The sequence below is a fragment of the Rhodococcus sp. PvR044 genome (assembly GCF_040548995.1).
Classification (GTDB): Bacteria; Actinomycetota; Actinomycetes; order Mycobacteriales; family Mycobacteriaceae; genus Rhodococcus_G; species Rhodococcus_G oryzae.
The window spans coordinates 409404-429472 of sequence record NZ_JBEPSX010000004.1 but is presented as its reverse complement, the minus strand read 5'-3'; the positions used below and the strand labels follow the sequence as shown (position 1 = coordinate 429472).

The 20069-nt window shown below is 69.4% G+C and carries 19 protein-coding genes; 7 read left to right on the top strand and 12 right to left on the bottom strand.

The window, feature by feature from the left end:
- Window positions 1–11: 11 nt before the first annotated feature.
- Both ABIC28_RS12945 and ABIC28_RS12940 read right to left on the bottom strand, forming a co-directional pair.
- Window positions 12–335 (bottom strand): ArsR/SmtB family transcription factor, encoded by a 324-nt coding sequence (locus ABIC28_RS12945; protein ID WP_097212448.1) that lies wholly within the window; start codon window positions 333–335, stop codon window positions 12–14.
- The gene (locus ABIC28_RS12940) at window positions 332–802 is read right to left on the bottom strand and encodes an SRPBCC family protein (RefSeq protein WP_097212449.1); all 471 of its coding nucleotides are present in this window, start codon (window positions 800–802) and stop codon (window positions 332–334) included. Before ABIC28_RS12940 ends, ABIC28_RS12945 begins: the two co-directional genes overlap by 4 nt.
- Before the next feature lie 151 nt (window positions 803–953).
- On the opposite strand from ABIC28_RS12940, the gene ABIC28_RS12935 reads away from it, so the two are divergent.
- Window positions 954–1478, top strand: a complete 525-nt coding sequence (locus ABIC28_RS12935; RefSeq protein ID WP_097212450.1) for a hypothetical protein — start codon at window positions 954–956, stop codon at window positions 1476–1478.
- 130 nt (window positions 1479–1608) lie between these two features.
- A complete protein-coding gene (locus ABIC28_RS12930; RefSeq protein WP_097212451.1) occupies window positions 1609–2205 on the top strand; it encodes a hypothetical protein in 597 nt (198 codons plus the stop codon).
- A gap of 7 nt (window positions 2206–2212) precedes the next feature.
- Here ABIC28_RS12930 and ABIC28_RS12925 read toward each other — a convergent pair whose 3' ends face one another.
- The 4 genes from ABIC28_RS12925 to ABIC28_RS12910 all read right to left on the bottom strand — a co-directional run bounded on the left by ABIC28_RS12925 (window position 2213) and on the right by ABIC28_RS12910 (window position 6736).
- Window positions 2213–4378 (bottom strand): peptidase domain-containing ABC transporter, encoded by a 2166-nt coding sequence (locus ABIC28_RS12925; protein WP_354579165.1) that lies wholly within the window; start codon window positions 4376–4378, stop codon window positions 2213–2215.
- A complete protein-coding gene (locus ABIC28_RS12920; RefSeq protein WP_097212453.1) occupies window positions 4375–5466 on the bottom strand; it encodes a TIGR04500 family putative peptide maturation system protein in 1092 nt (363 codons plus the stop codon). The genes ABIC28_RS12925 and ABIC28_RS12920 overlap by 4 nt, the downstream gene beginning before the upstream one ends.
- A complete protein-coding gene (locus ABIC28_RS12915; RefSeq protein WP_097212454.1) occupies window positions 5463–6488 on the bottom strand; it encodes an MvdC/MvdD family ATP grasp protein in 1026 nt (341 codons plus the stop codon). Before ABIC28_RS12915 ends, ABIC28_RS12920 begins: the two co-directional genes overlap by 4 nt.
- Before the next feature lie 98 nt (window positions 6489–6586).
- Window positions 6587–6736: a putative ATP-grasp target RiPP gene (locus tag ABIC28_RS12910; protein ID WP_097212455.1), complete on the bottom strand. Its 150-nt coding sequence runs from the start codon at window positions 6734–6736 to the stop codon at window positions 6587–6589.
- 134 nt (window positions 6737–6870) lie between these two features.
- Here ABIC28_RS12910 and ABIC28_RS12905 point away from each other — a divergent pair, with 134 nt between their 5' ends.
- Entirely contained in the window at window positions 6871–9732 is a 2862-nt protein-coding gene (locus tag ABIC28_RS12905; protein ID WP_179800599.1) for an AfsR/SARP family transcriptional regulator, read from the top strand.
- On the opposite strand, the gene ABIC28_RS12900 is transcribed toward ABIC28_RS12905, so the two are convergent.
- From ABIC28_RS12900 to ABIC28_RS12890, 3 genes are read right to left on the bottom strand one after another with little or no spacing between them, the layout of a single operon-like run.
- Entirely contained in the window at window positions 9729–11477 is a 1749-nt protein-coding gene (locus tag ABIC28_RS12900) for a DEAD/DEAH box helicase (RefSeq protein ID WP_097212457.1), read from the bottom strand. The two genes, ABIC28_RS12905 and ABIC28_RS12900, sit on opposite strands and share 4 nt — an antisense overlap.
- A 39-nt stretch (window positions 11478–11516) precedes the next feature.
- On the bottom strand, window positions 11517–12155 hold the full coding sequence (locus ABIC28_RS12895; RefSeq protein ID WP_269589331.1) for a GyrI-like domain-containing protein: 639 nt from the start codon (window positions 12153–12155) through the stop codon (window positions 11517–11519).
- Complete coding sequence (locus ABIC28_RS12890; RefSeq protein ID WP_354579161.1) at window positions 12152–12694, bottom strand: PadR family transcriptional regulator; 543 nt, start codon at window positions 12692–12694, stop codon at window positions 12152–12154. The genes ABIC28_RS12895 and ABIC28_RS12890 overlap by 4 nt, the downstream gene beginning before the upstream one ends.
- 124 nt (window positions 12695–12818) lie before the next feature.
- Here ABIC28_RS12890 and ABIC28_RS12885 point away from each other — a divergent pair, with 124 nt between their 5' ends.
- The 4 genes from ABIC28_RS12885 (at window position 12819) to ABIC28_RS12870 (ending at window position 17590) form a co-directional block, all read left to right on the top strand.
- Window positions 12819–14102, top strand: a complete 1284-nt coding sequence (locus ABIC28_RS12885; RefSeq protein ID WP_097212459.1) for a TrpB-like pyridoxal phosphate-dependent enzyme — start codon at window positions 12819–12821, stop codon at window positions 14100–14102.
- Between the two features lie 55 nt (window positions 14103–14157).
- Complete coding sequence (locus tag ABIC28_RS12880; RefSeq protein WP_097212460.1) at window positions 14158–14955, top strand: carbon-nitrogen hydrolase family protein; 798 nt, start codon at window positions 14158–14160, stop codon at window positions 14953–14955.
- 51 nt (window positions 14956–15006) lie between these two features.
- Window positions 15007–15633 (top strand): phosphoribosyltransferase, encoded by a 627-nt coding sequence (locus tag ABIC28_RS12875; protein WP_209927168.1) that lies wholly within the window; start codon window positions 15007–15009, stop codon window positions 15631–15633.
- A 169-nt stretch (window positions 15634–15802) separates the two neighbouring features.
- Window positions 15803–17590 (top strand): AMP-dependent synthetase/ligase, encoded by a 1788-nt coding sequence (locus tag ABIC28_RS12870; RefSeq protein WP_097212462.1) that lies wholly within the window; start codon window positions 15803–15805, stop codon window positions 17588–17590.
- 186 nt (window positions 17591–17776) lie between these two features.
- Here the strand turns inward: ABIC28_RS12870 and ABIC28_RS12865 are convergent, their stop codons facing one another.
- From ABIC28_RS12865 to ABIC28_RS12855, 3 genes are all read right to left on the bottom strand, one after another.
- Window positions 17777–18562 carry an ESX secretion-associated protein EspG gene (locus ABIC28_RS12865; protein WP_097212463.1) on the bottom strand — a complete coding sequence of 262 codons (786 nt, stop codon included), beginning with the start codon at window positions 18560–18562 and terminating at the stop codon, window positions 17777–17779.
- 89 nt (window positions 18563–18651) lie between these two features.
- Entirely contained in the window at window positions 18652–19407 is a 756-nt protein-coding gene (locus tag ABIC28_RS12860; protein WP_354579157.1) for a maleylpyruvate isomerase N-terminal domain-containing protein, read from the bottom strand.
- Complete coding sequence (locus ABIC28_RS12855) at window positions 19404–20018, bottom strand: alpha/beta hydrolase (protein ID WP_097212465.1); 615 nt, start codon at window positions 20016–20018, stop codon at window positions 19404–19406. Before ABIC28_RS12855 ends, ABIC28_RS12860 begins: the two co-directional genes overlap by 4 nt.
- Window positions 20019–20069 lie beyond the last annotated feature (51 nt).

Genomic DNA, 20069 nt, shown 5'->3' with positions numbered 1-20069 from the left:
GCCGGTATCGCCTACAGCGCCTCGGCGATCCGCTTGATCTCGTCGAGCCGCGCATCCCAGTGCGCGCCGATCGCCTCGAGCCTGCGCCCGACCGCGCTGAGGGTGGCGCCGATCGCGCGGTATCGCACCTCCCGGCCCGCCGGGACACGTTCGACGAGACCCGCGGCCTCCAGGGCCGCCAGGTGCTTGGCGATCGCCTGCCTGCTGACGGGCAGGCGATCGGCGAGCGCGGACGCCGACAGGTCCGCCTCGCCGAGCAGCACGAGGATGTCCCAGCGGGTGTCGTCGGCGAGCGCGGCGAACACGCGGGTCGGCGCCGGGACGCCTCCGGTCATGCCGCCTTCGCCTCGAGGTAGGCCACGAGCTCGTCCAGTTCGGCGTTCCAGCCCTGCCGGTTGCCCTCGAGCGCGTCGCGGCGCTCGGACTCCACGTCGCTGACCCGGTCGAATCCGGTCTCGACGACGGTGAGCTCGGTCGATCCGCCGAGCTCGCGGAGCGTGAATCGCACGTCCGTGCCGCGGGCCAGGTCGGGTTCGCCGAGGTGGCCCCAGCGATACCCGAAGCGGTCGGGCTCGTCGACCTCGATGATCTCGAGCGGCATGTCGCCGTGCTCGTCCCAGCTGAAGACGCCCCTGGCCCCGACGGTGAGCGAGTCGATGACCGCGCGCTGGCCGAACCATTTCGCGATGTGCTCCGGATCGGTCAGCGCCTGCCACACCCGATCGCGCGTCGCGTTGATGACCACGGTGCGGCTGACGGTGTAGCGCCCCTCGTCCACGGTTGCCTGACCTGTCGACGTCATCTCGATCTCCTCCTGTGGGTTACCCGCGATAGATGCAACTCAATGGTTGCACTATTCCACCGGAGGTGCAACCCTCCGGTTGCATTAAGCAGATGCGTGTCGTCGCCCGTCGCTACCGGGAATTCGGGTCGCCGATTGTTAGGATCGGCAAGTGAACTCGCTGGTCGAGGCCCTCAGCTCCGATACCGCACCCTGGTGGGCGGTGCCGCTGTCGATGATCCTCGGGATCCTGCTCGGCGTGTTCGCCGTCCGGCGCGGCAGATCGGCATCGACACCGGAACCGGTCCGCACCACCACGTCCGACCCGCAGGCCCGCTCCACCTACGTGCGCTTCCTCGCCGCGGCCGACCGGGCACACAACAGCATCGTCGAGGTCGACCATGCCCTGCTCGCCGAGGCGGACCTCGAGGAGTCGCTCGAGTCCGACGACCCGCAACTGAAGGCCCTGGCCCGGTCCATCGTCGAGATGGACTCGATCGCAAACGAACTCCGGATCTGCGCCCCCGGCCCGGTGGTCGACGCGACCGTCGCCCTCTTCGGATTCGTCACAGACTCCACCATCGACGGCGTCACCGACCAGGACGCGTTCCGGATCCGGTACAACGACAAGAAGTCCGCACTGATCGGTGCGATCCGGGAGTCACTCGGGGAGCAGCCCCTCACACCTGCACGCTGAACGGGTCGTGGTCGGCGGTTGGGCCGGGTGCCCCGACACCGGGCAGCCAGCCCCTGAAATCATCTCTCGCCGGGTGCACGGTTATCCGGTACCTTCTCCTCGGAGCAGCACACGACACGAGGAGCATTGAGTGAACGGCAAGAACCTGGCACGTCGCACCACCGCCGCATTCGCCATCGGCGCGACCGCCACCCTCGTGTTCGCGGGCACCGCAGGCGCCGACCCCCAGTCGGACGGCATCCAGGATCTCCGCAAGGCCGCAGCCAACTCCGAGGCGAACAGCGCCGCCGTCGACGTCCTGGTTGGCTCTCCCCTGGTCACCACGAACATCGCGAGCTCCTTCGGCCTGTTCGCGTTCACCTCGCCGACGCTCGGCTGCGGCCCCGGCGTCCCGATCACGCTCACCGGGGCGTCCGCCAGCAGCGGCGGCGACCTCAAGCCCGGCCAGATCCGGTTCCAGGCCTCGCCCCGCGTCTCCGGCGTGGCGAAGGGCTCCGGCCTGACCGCCGTATGGGTCAACACCAGCACCGGCGCCAGCGGCATCGCACCCATCGACGGCGTCACCGAGTTCGGCACCCCGTCGCTGTCGAAGGTCGTCGACTCGGGCCCCGGCAACGTCGCAGCCGCATTGTTCGGCACGGTCACCTACGCGGACGCGACCTGCGTGGTGCTGCCGACCGTCGGTATGTTCACCGTCGCCGCCCCCTCGGACGCTCCCGCGAAGTAGCCCCGCGTCACGTCGCTGGGACGACCTCGATCGTCTGCCCCGCGACGAGATGGGCGTATTCGCCACCCGCGCTGACGAGCTCCTCGTGTCTACCGCGCTCCACGATCCGGCCGCCTTCGAGCACCAGGATCACGTCGGCCTCCCGCACAGTGCTCAGGCGGTGCGCGATGACGATACGGGTCTGACGCAACGTGGACAGGTTCCGCGCGACTGCAGCCTCCGTACTCGTGTCCAGTGCACTGGTCGCCTCGTCCAGCAGCAGGATGCGCGGGTCCGCCAACACCGCGCGGGCCAACGCCAATCGCTGGCGCTGACCACCGGAGAGTCCGACCCCCTCACGCAGCAGGGTGTCGTAGCCCATCGGCATCGCGGCGATCTCGTCGTGAATGCACGCCACCCGAGCGGCCTCGGCGACCTCGTCGAGGCCGGCGCCGGGACGGCACAGCGCAATGTTCTCCGCGATGCTGCCGGTGAACAGGACACTGTCCTGCGTGACGACGCCGAACTGCGCGCGAAGCGAACTCAGATCCATCCGCGCAGAGTCGGCGCCGTCGTAACGCACCGATCCCTCGGTCGGTGGGAAGAGCCCAAGCAACAGTCGCGCGAGGGTGCTCTTGCCGGAACCTGAGCGCCCGACCAGGGCCACCGTCGCCCCAGACGGAACCTCGAGGTCGAGGTCGCGCAGCACCCAATTGGAACGCGGGTCATAGCGAAAACCAACTCCCCGCAACGAGATCGACCCGCGCAGCTCCGGCGCATCCGAGACCTCTACACCCTGCTGTTCAGTCGACGCCTCGAGGATGTCACCCAGCCGACGCAAGTGCGCGCCCGCCAACTGGACGCGCTGCAGAGTACCGACCAATGAGCCGATCGGAGCCAGTGCGGCCAGCGCAATCCCGTTCAGCGCGACTATCTGCCCAAGCGACTGCTGCCCCGACATCACCTGCGTCGCACCGACAGTGATGAGAACGGCGGGTGCAGCCACCCTCAGCGCCGCGAACGCCGCGTCCACCGCCCCCTGCAGCCGGCCGCTGCGCGCGGCATCCTCCATCGACGTCGCGAACAGCCGTGACCAGTGCCCGATCACCGCGGACTCCGCACCCGAGGCCTTCACCGTCTCGATCCCCCCGATTGCCTCGATCAGCTGCCCCTCCGCAGCGGCCTGACCGACGAGCTCTCGCTGCCCGAGGTCGACCATTCGGCGGCTGCTGACCCCGATCAGGGCCACCTGCACCGCAGCGAATCCGGCCAGCCACAGCCCGACAACCGGCGACCACCAGAACACCGCGACAAAATAGCCAAGCGCCAGCGGTCCGTCGAGGGCTGCCGCGACCACCGGGCCGGTCACCAGCTCCCGGACGGCCCGCACCGATGAGATACGTTGCACCACATCGCCGGTCCCGCGGCCCATGAAGTAGCTGAACGGCAGCTGCAGCAGCCGCTCTACCATCGTCATGGTGACCTTCGAGTCGACCTGGCTACGGATCCGGACCAATAACGCGCTGCGCACCAGCCCGACACCGAAGTACCCGAGCGCGGCCACGCCGACGATCGTCACCACACCGAGTAGCAGGCTGTAGTCGACATCGGGGATGACCCGGTCCACCAGGAATGCCGACGACATCGGCAGCGCCATACCAACCGCCTGCAGCATCAGCGAGGCGAGAAGGATCTGGCCGATCAGGCCGCGGCGTCCGCGCAGCGCCAGGGCCAACAACTCCCGGCGCCACAGCGCCCGCGAACGTTCGGACCGATGGCGGGGTGCGAGCGCACCGCGATCGAACTCCAGCAACACTCCCGAGTACCCCTCGTCGAACTCGGTGTGACTGAGCCGCCGGCGGCCACGGGCAGGGTCGACGACGTGCACCCAGGTCGGCCCGACACGCTCGACCACTACGAAATGGGCTCCGTGCCAATGCGCCACGGCGGGCAGGCTCGCCTCGCCGCGCAGCACGGTTGAGGCATGGAACCCGAGGGCGCGCACCTGGAGTCCGTATCCGCGCGCTGCCTGTACCAAGGCCAGCGCGGTCACCCCGTCCCGCCCGACGCCCAGCTCGTCGGCCACCTCGGACACGGTGTGGTGAGACCCGAAGTGTCGCATGATCATCGTCAGGCACGCCGCGCCGCAGTCCGACATGCCGTTCTGGATAACGGGAACGATCCGGGAGCTCACGGCCTTCGCTCCTGCATCCCGGTCGGGGTCTTGTCGGCTTCCCCCCAGAACCATTCGATCCGGGCGGCCTCACGCCTTTCGTCCAACCACTGCGCGAACACCGCGTCCGCCACCATCCGGTCGGTGTGCATATCGTGCACCGCGGGGAACCGCGTCAGCACCTGCACAACCAGCCAACCAGCCTCGTCACGCATCGGCCCCAGCACCGCCGAGGGTTCGGCCCGAAAGACGGACTCCGCAAGGGATTCGGGTAGCTCACACCTGGCCACCTCGGTCAACTCGGCGCCCGTCAGCGCGGCCGACACCGCGAACGCCCCGGCGGCCGCGCCCGCGAACGCACACACCGTGTCCGCGGGGCACCCCGCCATCCGGGCGCGCACCAGGTCCAGGAAGTGATCGGCGTCCTCACGGTCCGCGAACCGCACGGTGGCGATCCGGGCACGCTCGAGGCCACGGGCGTGCAAGGACAGCCATTGTGATCCGCGGTCCTCGGCGACCCGCCGCTTCAGCTCGGCGATGGCGGCCTCCCGTTCCACCAGTTCCTCGAGCGCCGCATGATTGAGCAACCGCGCGCGCATCCAGCCCTCGGTCGCATCCACCGTGAGCAGCCCGCGGGCACGCCGGAACGCGTCCATCGCCTCCTGCAGCGCGGCCGGGTCGAACCGCACCGGGTTCTCGGCGAGTTCCTGCTTGATCAGGCACACCGAGATCAGCCGGTCGAGCAGCTCGGTCTTCTCCCACATCACGTCGAAGTAGGCCATGGCCTCCTCGATCGCGAGCGCTTCCCCGTTCACCCGCAGCAGCATCGACTCGGCGGTGCGCTGGGTTCCGCGCAGCGACCACGGAATACCGCGCTCGGGGGCCCACGACAGCGTGGCCGTGCCCACCCCCGTCTCGGTGAGCAACAATCCGTAGTGGACCGAGTCGTCCACTGATTCGCGGTGCCGGAGCAGGCGCATTCGCGTAAGTGGATGCCGGGCGCGCAGCGGGCCGAGAGCGTCGTGTCCGTCCGGCCGCGAATCGGTCGTGCTGAGCTGCACCAGCAGGCTCAGCGCGTCGGCGAGCAGAGCCGGAGTCGGTGCGGTCATGTGGGGGCTCCGAAGGTTCGTTGGGGCAGGTGACGGTCCGCCGCGGACAGCAGCAGGGACGCCAGGGCGGACGAGATGGGCAGCCCGGTCGCGTGCTCGATCCAGAGCCACTGGCCGGACGGGTTGATCTCCAGGAACACGTACCGGCCGTCAGGGGTCACGATCAGATCGATGGCGCCGTACCGCAGTCCGAGTTCTGCCACGAGCAGCACGCACCGGCGGGCGACGTCGGCCGGAAGTGTGTGCACGGCGTATCGGGTCGCGGAGGGGTCGTAGCACCGCCAGTCGAGGCGAGTGTGGTTGCTTTGCTGGCTGTGGATTTCGGCGGCGAACACCACGGTGCCGACCACCGTCACCCGCAGTTCCACCCGCTTCGGCACATAGCCCTGCACGATCAGCGGACACAGCCGCATCGATTCGGCAGCAGCCACGTCGACGGTGGTCGCGAGTTCGGCCATCCGGGCGTAGCTTTCGTCGCCGCGCCGCAGCCACGGCCTCTGCAGGGGTTTCGTGATGACCCGGCCCTCGTTCTCGTCCCAGAAGTCGAGAAACTCGTCCGGTTCGGTGGTGATGATCGTCGGCGGGAGCTCGAATCCGAGCCGGCCGGCCAGTGCCAGCTGGCTGGGCTTTCGCGCCGCGAGCCGGATGGCGGACCGCGTCCCTGGCACGGCGAGCGCGTCCAGGTCGTCCCAGACGCCGGCGGCGAACGCGTCGCATTCCTGCTCGACGTACTCGCGAACGGCGGGATCGGTGATGCCGGCGTGCGCGCGGGGATCCTGCGGGCGACGAAACCAGACGGCGTCGACGGAATCCAGGTCCACCAGCTCACCGTCGCGGCAGAGGCCGCGGCGCAGCCGGCCTGCCGCCGTGTACCGCAGCGACAGCGTCGTGGTGGACGGGAACTCGGCGGGATCGAACACGGTGACGGTTGCGCCACGGGAGTCGAGCAGGTCCACCACGGCTTCGGCGTGGGGGTCGCCGGGTTGGGTCAGGACCAGGATGTGGGCGGCAGACTCTGCCATGGCGGTTCTCCTCGGTGCAGTCCGATACGTCGCCGCAGTCCGACGACGCAGGGGACGCGGTTCGCACCGCGCCCCCTGACTCCCCTCCGGGAGACCGATCAGAAGTCGGCGTCGGTGGTGCAGTAGCCCCCGGCCACGTCGTAGACCGCGCTGGAGGTGCTGGCACGACCGCCGGAGACCGCCGCGAGCTGCGCCTCGTTGAGCTCGGCGCCTGCCGCGGGGATCTCGTTGATGGTGGTGTCGCGCATGTCGTTCTCCTGTCGTAACGAGCGTCGGTGTGTCCGACCGGAACCACGGTGCCGGGACACGGTTGCAATCGGCTGGCAGCGCGAACCGTCACGCTGGTAAGCCACTGGTAGGACGCGGCCCTATGCTCACCGTCATGCCTGATGCGCCCGCTTCGCCCCTGCCCCGGGTGTCCGTACACGTTCTCGGTCCCGTGCAGGTGCGAATCGACGGCTCGGAGTCGTCAGTCGGCGGGCCGGTGCCGCGGGCGCTGCTGTCCCGGTTGATCATCGCGGCGGGCGAGACCGTCTCCGACGACACGCTCATCGACGACCTGTGGGGGCCGACCCCGCCACCGAGCGCGAGGACGACGCTGCAGGGTTACGTGGCCCGGCTTCGACGAATACTCGAGCCCGACCGCAGCGGGGCACCGCCACGGGTGCTGGTGCGCCGGGGGCGGGGCTATGCGCTCGAGGTCGGCGAGGTGGACTGCGAACAGTTCGTCATGCTGAGCAGGAGGGGCAAGGCACTGCTGGCCGCGGGCGACGCCGGGGCCGCAGCCGAGACCCTCGATGCCGCCTTCGCACTGTGGCGCGGGTCGGCCCACGCCGACGTCGCGGATCTGGACTTCGCCGCCGCCGAGGCGGGCCGGCTCGAGGATCTGAGGGCGGCCGCGTTCGAGGATCGAATGGCGGCGGCGCTCGTGCTCGGCGAGCATGCTCCGGCCGCCGCGCAGTTGACGGCCTTCACGGTGAAACACCCACTACGGGAACGCTCCTGGGAGCTCCTCGCGGTCGCGCTGTACCGCTCGGGCCGGCAGGGCGACGCGCTCGAGGCGCTCCGCCGGGCCCGCGAAGTGCTGGCCGAGGAACTCGGGGCGGACCCCCGACCGAGCCTGCTCGCAGTCCAGTCCGCAATCCTCGCCCACGACGACGCAGCGCTGGGCGCCCACAGCCCGATGTCCGAGGCACCGGACGCTCCGGAAAGGGACAGCTCGGCGCCAGATCCCTTGACGCACAACATCCCTCTGCCGCTCTCCCCATTGGTGGGCAGGTCCGGGCAGCTCGCCGAGATCGACGCCCTGCTGCGTGCGCACCGGCTGGTCACCTTGACCGGGACCGGGGGCATGGGCAAGACCCGGCTGGCGTTGGAATCGGCGCGGATCCGCGAGGATGCCGACGGGCCGTGGCTGGTGGAACTGGCTGGTGCACAAGATATCTCACAGGTCACCGGTGCCGTGGCGACGGCGCTGGGACTGACCAGCCCCGGCGGCGCCACCGCACTCGGCGCGGTGCTCCGCGAGCGCGAGCTGCTGCTCATCCTCGACAACTGCGAGCAAGTCCTGGACCCAGTGGCCGAAGTCGTCAGCACGCTGCTCTCGCGCTGCCCGATGCTGCGGATCCTCACCACCAGCCGCGAGGCGCTCGGCGCCCCAGGCGAACTGGTCCACGAGATCCCTCCACTGTCCGACGGCAGGGCAGGCGAAGCCGTGACACTCTTCGTCCAACGCGCGGCTGCCCAGCTCGGCGGATTCGAGCCGGACGACACCGAGCTCGAGCTGTTGGCCATTCTGTGCACCGAACTCGACGGGATGCCGTTGGCGATCGAGCTCGCCGCCGCGCAGTGCCGCACCCTGTCCGTACAACAGCTGATCGCGAACATCGATGACCGGTTCGCGGTGCTGCGCGGTGGCCCCCGCACCAACGCCCGGCATCGCACGATGCTCGCCGCCGTCGACTGGTCGTACCAGACGCTTTCCCCCTCCGAGGCGCTGCTGTTCCAGTCGCTGGCGATCTTCGACGGCGGGTTCGACCTGGACGCAGCGGGGGCGATCGCGGACACCCCTGACCTGCTCGTCGACCTCGGTTCCCTTGTCGACAAGTCGCTGGTCATGGTGGTCGGGGGCGACCCGCGTCGGTACCGGATGCTCGAGACGCTCCGTGGCTACGCCGCCCGGATCCGTGAGCCGGAGTACACGGCGCAGGTGCGGGCACGGCACACCCGCTGGGTGTGTGAACTGGCCGATGCCGCGTACCACGGCCTGCGCGAAGCGCGGAGCGTCGACTGGATGCGGCGGTTGGAACTGGAGAACGCCAACGTGCGCGCCGCGCTCGACGCAAATGTTCACGACGACGAGACCTACCTGCGCATTGCCGGCGGCGTCTACTGGTACTGGTTCCGCGCCGGGCACGTGGCGGAGGCGCTGACCCACCTGAAACCAGCTCTGCTGCACTACGACTGTGTGGACCGTCCTACCGTCTCGGTCCCCGTCCAGGGACGGGCGACCGCCGGTCTGATGGTGATCCGCTACCTTGCCGGGGACCTTGCCGGGCTCATGGAAGCGTTCGGGCGGCTCACCGACCTCGCCGACACCGCCCAGGATCCCGCGGCCCACGCCGACGCGGCGGTGATGCTGGCCTTCTTCGAGGCCGGCTCCGGACTGACCGATCAGGCGCGGGCGCACGCCGAGTCGGCATTGGATTTCGCCGTCCGGACCGAAAGTCGCAGCACGGCCGCCGAAGCGCTGATGTGCCTCGGAACGGCAGACTTCCGTGCGGGCGACTTCGAGGCCGCGGGCCGAAATCTGGGGCAGGCCGCTCAGGTCGCGGCGGAATGCCGCTATGGGTGGTGCGAGGCATCAGCCCTATGGATCGACGCGAAAACCGACCTCGCCCAGGAGCGGTGGGGCGGGCCTGCGGAACACAAGCTCGCGCGGATGCTGCACATCTGCGAGTCGAATGCAGACGTCACATCTCGGCTGGTGGCCCTGGCCACCCTGGCGTACGCGCTGTTTCGTCGCGGGGACCACGATGCCGCCGCCCAACTCACCGGTCTGGTCGACCAGCAGGGTGCGCTCATCGGATACAAACCTCAGGCCATGGACCCCATCGACCTGGCCCGTTACGACGACGAACTTCGAGCGGGGATACCCGAAGAACGTCTCGAGGCCGGCGCCACACGAGGCCGGACGCTCACGCGTGCGCAGGTCTGGGGCCTGGCCGTCGGGTCGCTGCGCTAGTAGCGGTCCCGCTTGGGCTTGCGGTCGAACTTGCCCTTGCCGCCGTCGCGCGGGAGGCGTTGCCCTGGCGGGCCCTGGTCCGGGGTCAGCTGGATGAGCACCCCGGAGATCCGGGTCCGCCGCAGCGCCTCGAGGGTCTCGCTCGCGAGGTCCGCAGGCAGCTCCACCAGGCTGTGATCGGGCCGAATGCTGATGTGGCCGAAGTCGCTTCGCCGGAGGCCGCCCTCGTTGGCGATCGCGCCGACGATCGCGCCGGGCGCCACGCGGTGCCGCTTGCCGACCGCGATCCGGTAGGTGGCGAGCTCCTGCCCCTCCCGACCGAACTTGGGTGTGTCGTCGAACTTGCGGGGCGGGCGCTCCGCGCGCGGCTCACGCTCGCGGCGCGGCGGCGCAGGCGGCTCGGGCGGCATCAAGAAGGTCTCGCCGTCGCGCGAGAGCACGGCAAGGGCCGCCGCGATGTCGGCGAGCGGCACGTCGTGCTCGCGCTCGTAATCCTCGATCAGGGTCCGGAACAGCGCCAGGTTGTCGGAGCTCAGGCTCTCGGTGATCGAGTCGCCGAACTTGGCGACGCGCTGCGCGTTGACGTCCTCGACGGTCGGCAGCTGCATCTCCGTCAACGGCTGACGGGTGGCCTTCTCGATGGCCTTGAGCAGGTGCCGTTCCCGCGGCGCCACGAACAGCAGCGCCTCGCCGGAGCGCCCGGCGCGGCCGGTACGGCCGATGCGGTGGACATAGGACTCGGTGTCGTGCGGGATGTCGTAGTTGACGACGTGCGAAATGCGCTCGACGTCGAGGCCACGGGCCGCGACGTCAGTGGCGACGAGGATGTCGAGCGCGCCGCTCTTGAGCTGGCCGATGGTGCGCTCACGCTGCGCCTGCACGATGTCGCCGTTGATCGCGGCGGCCGAGAACCCCCGCGCCCGCAGCCTTTCGGCGAGGTCCTCGGTGGCCTGCTTGGTGCGGACGAAGATGATCATCGCCTCGAAGGTCTCGACCTCGAGGACCCGGGTCAGCGCGTCCAGCTTCCGCTGGTGCGCGACCTGCACGTACCGCTGCGTGATGTTCGGCGCGGTCGACGTCTTGGTCTTGACCGTGATCTCGACCGGGTCGTGCAGGTACTGCTTGGAGATCTTGCGGATCGCAGGAGGCATGGTCGCCGAGAACAGCGCCACCTGCTTGTACTCCGGGGTGTCGGCGAGGATCCGCTCGACGTCGTCCTGGAAGCCCATCTTGAGCATCTCGTCGGCCTCGTCGAGCACCAGGTAGTCCAGGTGCGAGAGGTCGAGGGTGCCCTTCTCCAGGTGATCGATCACCCGGCCCGGCGTGCCGACGATGATCTGGGCGCCGCGGCGCAGCCCGGACAGCTGCACGCCGTAGGCCTGGCCACCGTAGATGGGCAGCACCTGCAGCCCCGGGATGTGCGCCGAGTACTTGCCGAACGCCTCGGCAACCTGCAGGGCGAGCTCGCGGGTCGGCGCCAGCACCAGCGCCTGCGGCCGCTTCTGCTCGGTGTCGATGCGGGAGAGGATCGGAACGGCGAACGCCGCGGTCTTGCCGGTGCCGGTCTGCGCGAGCCCGACGACGTCGCTTCCGGACATCAGCGGCGGGATGGTCGCGGCCTGGATCGGGGACGGCGACTCGTAGCCGACGTCCGAGAGTGCCCGCAGCACCCGTTCATCGATGCCGAGATCGGCAAAGGTGGTGGTGTCGGTTTCCGGCTCGGGGTTGTGCTCGGTGTCGCTCATCTCACCAGGAGTTTAGTACGTCGCCGCCGGGAGTCCCGCTCACGCCCTCGTCGCGCCCGTCGCCGACGCCTGCCGGACGGGCTGACGGAGCACCGTCCGTAGCTTCTCGGGCGCGGACTTCCTGGGGTCCCCGAGATAGATCTCGTGGTGCTTGCCATTGAATTCGAGACCGCGACCGGGAATGAACTCCGTGTGCAGCCGCTCGAGGGTCGGCGCCTCGTCGTCGTACGAGCCGACGTGCATGATCTGCGCCGACAGGCCCTCGTCGTGCCATTCGTGCCGCAACTCCCCCACGACGGGCAGCTTCTTCTTGGACTCCGTCTCGGCCAGGATGGCCGCGACCTCCTCGGCGGTCATCCAGTCCGGCTGTCGGATCTGCATGGTCCAGTTCCACTCCGACTTGCTGCGGTCGACGAAGACCGTGGGGTCCTGCGCCCACCACCGGCCCTCCAGCGGCCCGACCACGTAGTCGGCCTCGTGCCCCTTCTTGCTCGCGAACTTCACCGCGTACGAAGCGGCGTACAGCGCCTCCACCCCCAGCCGATAGTCCTCGGAGACGTTCGGATCGCCGTGTCCGTCGATCATGAGGAACCACATCGGCGGAACCTCCACCAATGCGAAGTCGTCGGCCGCAGGCGAGTAGAGCTCCTTCTGCTTCTTGAAGTCCAGCTTGCTCATCGTTTCCTCTCAAAGGATGTCAGGGTCCGGGCGACCCAGCTCAGTTCCGCGTCGAGCATCACGACCGAGTACTCGAAGACGGCGTCGACGAAATCCGGTAGCGGTTGTTGGGCGTCGCGCGCGGCGAGCACCTCGGCCTTCTTGCGCAACAAGGCGTCCGAGCGTCGCCGAAGTGCAGCGATCGACTCGGCGGGCGGGATGAGCGGCCAGTTGGCCATCCCGACCAGTACCGGTGCGGTGGTCGCGGACGGCTCGGCGAGCAACTGAGCGGTCCGCTCCGCGGCGGCCGCGCGGCCGGCCGCGGTGATCGCGTAGACCCGGCGGGGGCGGCCGGGTCCACCGGCTTCCACCGCCACCTCCTCGATGAGACCGCGCTTGTCGAGCTTGCCGAGGAGGTAATAGATGGAGGAGAACCCGATCTGGGTCCACTGCCGCATGCCGCGCTCGTCGATCACCTTCTCGAGGTCGAAGCCGTGGCGCGGACGCTCGGCGATCAGGCCGAGGACGGTCACCTCGGATTCGGTCAGCTCTGCGGGCACGGGTTATATCCTAGCACTAGGATATAACCCGTGTGAGCCGCACCACCCCCTGGTCGCGGCGCCGCGGCGGCCGCTGATCACAATGTGCCCGTCCCATTCGTCCGAATACCAACCAGGAGCGCCCGTGTCCGAGCCGACGCCGATCCCAACCCACTGGTACAACATCGCGGCTGACCTGCCGGTGCCGCCGCCCCCACACCTGCACCCGGGTACCAGGGAGCCGGTCACCCCCGCCGACCTCGAGGCACTGTTCCCCAGCGCACTGATCGCGCAGGAGGCCGCCACCGAGCAGTACATCGAGATTCCCGAACCGATCCGCGAGGTCTACAAGACGTGGCGGCCCGCGCCGCTGATCCGGGCGCGTGAATTCGAGAAGGCGCTGGGCACCCCGGCCCGCATCTACGTCAAGTACGAGGGCGTCAGTCCGGTGGGGAGTCATAAGACCAACACCGCGGTGGCGCAGGCGTATTACAACGCCCAGGACGGGGTCAAGAAGATCACCACCGAGACCGGCGCCGGGCAGTGGGGCAGCGCGCTGTCGTTCGCGTGCGCGAAGTTCGGCATCGAGCTCGAGGTGTGGCAGGTGCGTGCGTCCTACGCGTCCAAGCCGTACCGCAGGCACCTGATCGAGACCTACGGCGCCACCGTGCACCCGAGCCCCTCCGACCTCACCGAGTCGGGCCGCAAGATGCTCGCCGACTTCCCCGACACCCCCGGCAGCCTCGGCATGGCGGTCACCGAGGCGGTCGAGGTCGCGGCCGGCGACCCCGACACCCGCTACGCGCTCGGCAGCGTGCTCAACCACGTGGTGCTGCACCAGACCGTGATCGGCCTGGAGGCGGTCGAGCAGCTGCGCGCCGCGGGTGAGGCGAACGCGGACGTGGTGTTCGGCTGCGCGGGCGGCGGCTCGAACCTGGCCGGTCTGGCTTTCCCGTTCATCCGCGAGGTGCTGCACGACCGGGCCACGACGCGCATCGTCGCCGCCGAGCCAGCCGCCTGCCCCTCGATCACCAAGGGTGAGTACCGATACGACCACGGCGATGTCGCGGGCCTGACGCCGCTACTGAAGATGCACACCCTCGGTCAGGACTTCGTCCCGGACCCGATCCACGCCGGCGGCCTGCGCTACCACGGCATGGCACCACTGCTCAGCCACACAGTCGAGCTGGGCTACGTGCAGGGTCAGGCCGTCGACCAGACCGACTCGTTCGCCGCGGGCGTGCTGTTCGCGCGCGCCGAGGGCATCGTGCCCGCACCCGAGTCCGCGCACGCGATCGCGGCCTGCGCCGAATACGCGCGCAGCCTGACTGAGCCGGAGGTCCTGGTCATCGGCCTGTCCGGGCACGGCATGCTGGATCTGCCCGCGTACCAGGCCTACCTGGACGGCGATCTCACCTCCACGGCGTAGGACGCACCGGTGGGCGCGCCCGCGGCGCGCCCACCGGCTGGGCCATACTCGTGCCATGGTCGAGATCGCCGTTGCCCAGTTCTCCGCCGGACAGGACAAGCGGGAGAACCACCTAACGCTGCGAAACCTGGTCGGCGAGGCGGCCTCGCGCGGCGCGCAGTTGGTGGTGGCACCCGAGTACGCCATGTTCACCGCGCCACCGACGGACGAACGCATACTGTCCTCCGCCGAGCCTCTCGACGGCCCATTTGTCGGCGGGATGCTCGAGATCGCCGGACAGTTCGGCGTGCACGTGGTTGCCGGCATCAACGAGGCACTCGACGGCGACGAGCGGGTCTCCAACACCCTGGTCGCGGCGGCTCCTGACGGCCGGGTCGCCGCCGTCTACAGAAAGCTGCACCTCTACGACGCCTTCGGTTACCGCGAATCCGAGTTCTTCCGCGCCGGGGCGATCGACGATCCGGCGACCTTCGAGGTCGACGGGCTAACCTTCGGCATGCAGACCTGCTACGACCTGCGATTCCCCGAGGTCACCCGGCGGATCGTTGACGCGGGCGCGGACGTGCTGCTGCTGCCGGCGCAGTGGGTGCCCGGCCCCCTGAAAGAGGACCACTGGACCACCCTGGTGCGGGCGCGGGCGATCGAGAACACCATCTATGTCGCCGCCGCCGACCAGAGCGCCAGGACCGGGGCGGGCAACTCGATGATCGTCGACCCGATGGGCGTGGTGCTCGCGTCGCTGGGCGATCAGGTCGGAACCGCGCGCGCCGAGGCCACCGCCGCGCGGATCGCCCAGGTCCGGGCGACCAACCCGGCGTTGGCGCTGCGCCGGTTCGGCATCACCGAGCGCTAGTCCCTCGCACGGGAGCCGAGGGCGCTCGAGCGGCGTAGCGTCAGAGACAGGATGCTGTACGAGACTCGCGCGAAAGCCGGTCGCGCGTTGGCCGAGTCGCTCGGCCACCTGCGCGACGCGGATCCGCTCGTGCTCGGACTGCCAAGGGGCGGGGTGCCGGTGGCGACCGAGGTCGCGCACGAACTCGGCGGCGAACTCGACGTGATCCTGGTCCGTAAGCTCGGCGTGCCGTGGCAGCCGGAGCTGGCGATGGGCGCGCTCGGCGAGGGGGGCATCCGGGTGCTCAACGACGACGTCCTCGCGCAGACCGGAATGAGTCCGCTCGGGCTGGCCACCGTCGAATCGCGAGAACGCCGCGAACTCGAGCGGCGCGCGCGGGTGCTGCGCGGCGATCGGGGGCGGATCCCGCTGCGAGACCGAACCGTGGTGATCGTCGACGACGGCATGGCCACCGGGGCGACGGCGGCGGTCGCGTGCCGGGTGGCCAGGGCCGACGGGGCCGCCCGCGTGGTGGTCGCGGTGCCGGTCTCCTCCGAGGAGGCGGTCGCCCGGCTGACCAAGGAGGCGGACGAGGTGATCTGCCCGCTCGTCCCGCGCTGGCTCGGCGGTGTCGGCGGTGCCTACCGGGATTTCCACCAGCTCACGGACCAGGAGGTGACCGACCTGCTCGCCACGTGATCTTCGCCTCAACCAGACGAAAAACCCGCAGATCACGAGACTTGGGGTTACACGTAAATCTCCGTAGCGAGGCTAACCCTCGCAATTCGGACAAGCTTGAGAGTGCATACCGACCACGGATGTGATCCAATGCACACTCCACACGTCAGTAGTACCTGGAGGGGTCACAGTGCGAGAGTTCGAAGTTCCGGCGTCGTTTTCCATCCCGGAAGACATCTCGATGGCCGATACGGTGTTCCGCCTCGAAAAGGAGAGCCCCCAGCACGTTCCCTTCAAGCGACTGGTCAACGGCTCCTGGGTCGACGTCACCGCGGCCGAATTCGCCACGCAGGTCAAGGGCGTCGCCAAGGGCCTGATGGCCTCCGGCATCGCGCTCGGCGATCGCGTCGCCATCCTGTCCGCCACCCGCTACGAGTGGGTCGTGTTGGACTACGCCATCTGGACCGCAGGCGGCTGCACTGTCGCCATCTACGAGACCTCCTCCGCCGACCAGGCGCAGTGGATCCTCGAGGACTCCGCCACCTCCGTGCTCGTCGTCGAGACCGCGAAGCACGCCGCCACGGTCAAGGACGTCGCCGAGGCCGCCCCCGCGCTGCGGGAGATGCTGCAGATCGAGGCGGGAGCCCTCGACGAGCTGACCGCCCGCGGGTCCGCCATCACCGACGAGGAACTGCACGAGCGTCGCGGGCAGGTGAACGCCTCCTCCCCCGCCACCCTCATCTACACCTCCGGCACCACCGGCCGCCCCAAGGGCGTCCAGCTGACCCACTCGAACTTCTACGCCGAGTCCAAGGCCGTGAAGATCGCGCTGGACGACGCGATGTACGAGGGCCAGAGCACCCTGATGTTCCTGCCGCTGGCGCACGTGTTCGCCCGCGCCATCTCCTTCGGCGCCTTCGACAACAAGGTGACCGTCGGCCACACCGCCGACATCAGCACCCTGCTCGAGCAGTTCGCGGCGTTCAAGCCGAACTTCATCCTCTCGGTGCCGCGCGTGTTCGAGAAGGTGTACAACTCGGCCAAGCAGAAGGCCGAGGACGGCGGCAAGGGCAAGATCTTCGCGAAGGCCGCCGACACCGCCATCGCATGGAGCGAGGCCAAGGACACCGGCGGCGCGGGCCTCGGGCTCAAGCTCAAGCACGCCCTGTTCGACAAGCTGGTCTACGGCAAGCTGCGGGCCGCACTCGGCGGCGAGTGCGACCGCGCGGTGTCCGGCGGCGCGGCGCTCGGCGCGCGTCTCGGACACTTCTTCCGTGGCATCGGCCTCCCGATCTATGAGGGTTACGGCCTCACCGAGACCAGCGCCGCGATCACCGTGAACACCACGAACGCCCAGAAGGTCGGCTCTGTCGGCAAGCCGATCAACGGGCACGCGGCGAAGATCGCTGAGGATGGCGAGCTGCTGGTCAAGGGACCGGTCGTGTTCAACGGCTACTGGCACAACGACGCGGCCACCGCGGATTCCATCCGCGACGGCTGGTTCCACACCGGCGACCTCGGCTCGATCGACTCGGAGGGCTTCGTCTCGATCACGGGTCGCAAGAAGGAGATCATCGTGACCGCAGGCGGCAAGAACGTCGCCCCGGCCGTGCTCGAGGACGCGCTGCGCGCCCACGCCCTGATCAGCCAGTGCCTGGTCGTCGGCGACGCGAAGCCGTTCATCGGCGCGCTGATCACCATCGACCCCGAGGCCCTGCCGGGTTGGCTCGAGCGCAACGGCATCGCCGCGGACATCGCGATCTCGGAGATCGTCAAGCACCCGGACCTGGTCGCCGAGATCGACGCCGCGGTCGCCGAGGGGAACAAGAAGGTCTCCAACCCGGAGCAGATCAAGAAGTACCGCATCCTCGATGTGGACTTCACCGTCGAGACAGGCGAGCTGACCCCCACCCTCAAGCTCAAGCGCAACATCATCCATCAGGAATTCGCGACGGCGATCGAGGCCATTTACACCTGAGCGATCCCCGGCCATGAGTGAATGGGTCGTCCCTCCGATCGGGGGGACGACCCATTCGTTTTCAAGGAGGACTGCCAGATGCTCAACCCGCAGGACGTACTCGTGTACGACCCGGTGACGACCTTCTTCAACAACCTCGCGCTCGCGTTCGGCTCGGCCGACGCGGTCATCATGACCTGATCCGACTCAGTAGGTCGCCGGCAGATCCGCGCGCAACTCCGCGGTGAAGTCGGCGACCGAGAGCGGCCGAATCTCGACCTCGGACTCGGTCCGCACCAGGTAGCGACCGTCACCGCTCACGTCGATCCAGCTGAATGCCCGGCTCGCCGACGACGCGGGCTGGTCGACTCCGGTGGTCACGGTCACCTGTCCCACCCCGTTGCGCGGCAGGTCGAGCAACGCTCGGATCCGGGCCGCCGTGGTCGCCGAGCGCACCGGTACCAGGAGTGAGGACCGACGTCCGCCGCGGACCTCGGACACCGGAGCCCTCATCGCCCGCCTGCCACCCGCCTCGGCCCCCGGCAGCATGTCCATGATGCGCGGGGCCAGCGTGTCCACCCCGCCGAGACACATCGCCAGGTCCCCGCCGGTGTCCGCCGTGGGTCCGGGGCGCTGCGCGACGACCACGGAGGTGCGCTCGCTCGCGCACCCCAGCACTCGGACCACGGCTGCGGGTCGCCCATCCCATTCGGCGGCGAGCCGCCCGTCGCTGACCGCGGCAGGCCGGCCATCGCTGACGGCGGCTCCGCCCTCGACCCCGAATATCTCCACGCGCACAGACGGTTTGGCGAGAATCCCCAAGGCGACGTCGAGCTCCGCGGAGCGGTAGCCCTCGTACCAATCGGACAGCGCTCGCGCGTGGGCGGCACAGTCCTCGACGGTGCGATGCACCTCCAGCGGGTACGGGAACCGGTCGGGTCCGGCCTCGCGCCAGGCGTGGTCGAACTCATCCGGGCTGAGATTCCATCGCATCCTGATCAACCGTCCGTCCCCGACTACGTGCCCCTGTTCCGGTTGGACGCACACGCGTCCGACGCGGTTCCACCTCCGCGCTCGCTCGGCTAGATCCGGGCCGCGTCCACCAGCCGCTGCGCCACCGTGACATCGCCGAACACCTCGAGCGCCGCGAGCGGTCGTCGCCGCCACATCGTAAGCAGCAGCTCCTGCGCGGTGCCGCGGACCGCGACATCGCCCTTGGCGTGCCCGGCTTCGACGGTGACCCCCTCGGGTCCGAACCGCAGCAGCCATTCCGCATCCGCGGTGTCGGTGCCGTGCAGGTGCACGGTCCTGCCGTGCAGCTCCGGTGGGATCCGGTCGGCAGGCAGGGCGCGGACCAGCATCAGGCGGGCCCACTCGTCGACGCCGTCCGCGGCCGACTCCGCGGAGATGTCCTCCGGCGGGGGGCCACCCGCGGCGTGCAGCGCGTCGGCCGCGTCCACCCGGTGCACCGCCACCTCGTGGGCCTGCCTGCGCGCCCAGAACCCCACGGTGCCGGGACCCGCGAACGTCGGTGCGCCGCGGTCGAAATCGTGGGCGGAGATCTCGGCCAGGAGTTGCTCGAGGGATTCCCGGTACGCGGGCAGGCAGTCCGGGCCGCGGGGCAGCGACTCCGGCTGCGCGGCCCCGTCCAATTCGGCTCCCGGCCCCGCCGCGAGCGTCGTCCGCACCCATCGGTGTACCCGCCCGGTGTGCCGCACGACCCGTTCCAGGGTCCACCCCGGCACCGTGGGGACATGGGCGTCGAGCGCCACCGCGGGCATCGCGGCGAGCCTCAGCCCCTCGGTTCGCAGCGTCTCGAGGTGTTGGTCCGGTGTCATTCCTGAACGGTACCCAGCACGAAGGCCGCGACGTCGGAAGTCACCACCCGCTGGACCGGTTCGTGCAGCAGATCGTGACCGGCGTCCGGGTATTCGCGCAACGCGGCGGACGGCAGTGCCGCCGCCCACGACCGGACCGGATCGATCGGCGCCATCCTGTCGTCGACGCCGTGCAGGGTCAGGATCGGCAGCCGAATGGCGATCGGCGGCCGCGAGGAGATGACCCGAGGGAGTGCACTGAGCACGGCCGCGTGAAACCTCGTCGGCTCCGCCTCGATCGCGGCGAGCGCCGCGGCCGCGCCGAGCGAGTGCCCCATCACGATCACCGGCAGATCCGGATGCTGTTCCTCGGCGATCGCGGCCAACCGCAGGGCATTGTCGCCCAGTCCGGGCAGCGGACCGATCACCCCGAGGTCGCCCTCCGACAGTCCATGGCCGATGTGGTCGAGGGCCCACACCTCGATGTGCTGGGCCGACATGGCCCGTCCGAACCGGTGATAGTTACCGCTGTGCTGGCCCAACCCGTGCAGGAACACCATGACGACGACCGGATCTGGCACCGGCCAATGTCGATAGTGAACCTGCCCGCTGACCCCCGAGAAGAATGGCATCGGGACATTGTGCCGTCAGCACGCCGCGCAGCGGCACGAAATCATCTGAGA

Bases quoted from the DNA above. Each gene is read 5' to 3' on its own strand.
- ABIC28_RS12945 (WP_097212448.1), bottom strand. From the start codon at position 335: ATGACCGGAGGCGTCCCGGCGCCGACCCGCGTGTTCGCCGCGCTCGCC.
- ABIC28_RS12940 (WP_097212449.1), bottom strand. From the start codon at position 802: ATGACGTCGACAGGTCAGGCAACCGTGGACGAGGGGCGCTACACCGTC.
- ABIC28_RS12920 (WP_097212453.1), bottom strand. From the start codon at position 5,466: ATGACCGCACCGACTCCGGCTCTGCTCGCCGACGCGCTGAGCCTGCTG.
- ABIC28_RS12915 (WP_097212454.1), bottom strand. From the start codon at position 6,488: ATGGCAGAGTCTGCCGCCCACATCCTGGTCCTGACCCAACCCGGCGAC.
- ABIC28_RS12910 (WP_097212455.1), bottom strand. From the start codon at position 6,736: ATGCGCGACACCACCATCAACGAGATCCCCGCGGCAGGCGCCGAGCTC.
- ABIC28_RS12905 (WP_179800599.1), top strand. From the start codon at position 6,871: ATGCCTGATGCGCCCGCTTCGCCCCTGCCCCGGGTGTCCGTACACGTT.
- ABIC28_RS12900 (WP_097212457.1), bottom strand. From the start codon at position 11,477: ATGAGCGACACCGAGCACAACCCCGAGCCGGAAACCGACACCACCACC.
- ABIC28_RS12895 (WP_269589331.1), bottom strand. From the start codon at position 12,155: ATGAGCAAGCTGGACTTCAAGAAGCAGAAGGAGCTCTACTCGCCTGCG.
- ABIC28_RS12880 (WP_097212460.1), top strand. From the start codon at position 14,158: ATGGTCGAGATCGCCGTTGCCCAGTTCTCCGCCGGACAGGACAAGCGG.
- ABIC28_RS12875 (WP_209927168.1), top strand. From the start codon at position 15,007: ATGCTGTACGAGACTCGCGCGAAAGCCGGTCGCGCGTTGGCCGAGTCG.
- ABIC28_RS12865 (WP_097212463.1), bottom strand. From the start codon at position 18,562: ATGCGATGGAATCTCAGCCCGGATGAGTTCGACCACGCCTGGCGCGAG.
- ABIC28_RS12860 (WP_354579157.1), bottom strand. From the start codon at position 19,407: ATGACACCGGACCAACACCTCGAGACGCTGCGAACCGAGGGGCTGAGG.
- ABIC28_RS12855 (WP_097212465.1), bottom strand. From the start codon at position 20,018: ATGCCATTCTTCTCGGGGGTCAGCGGGCAGGTTCACTATCGACATTGG.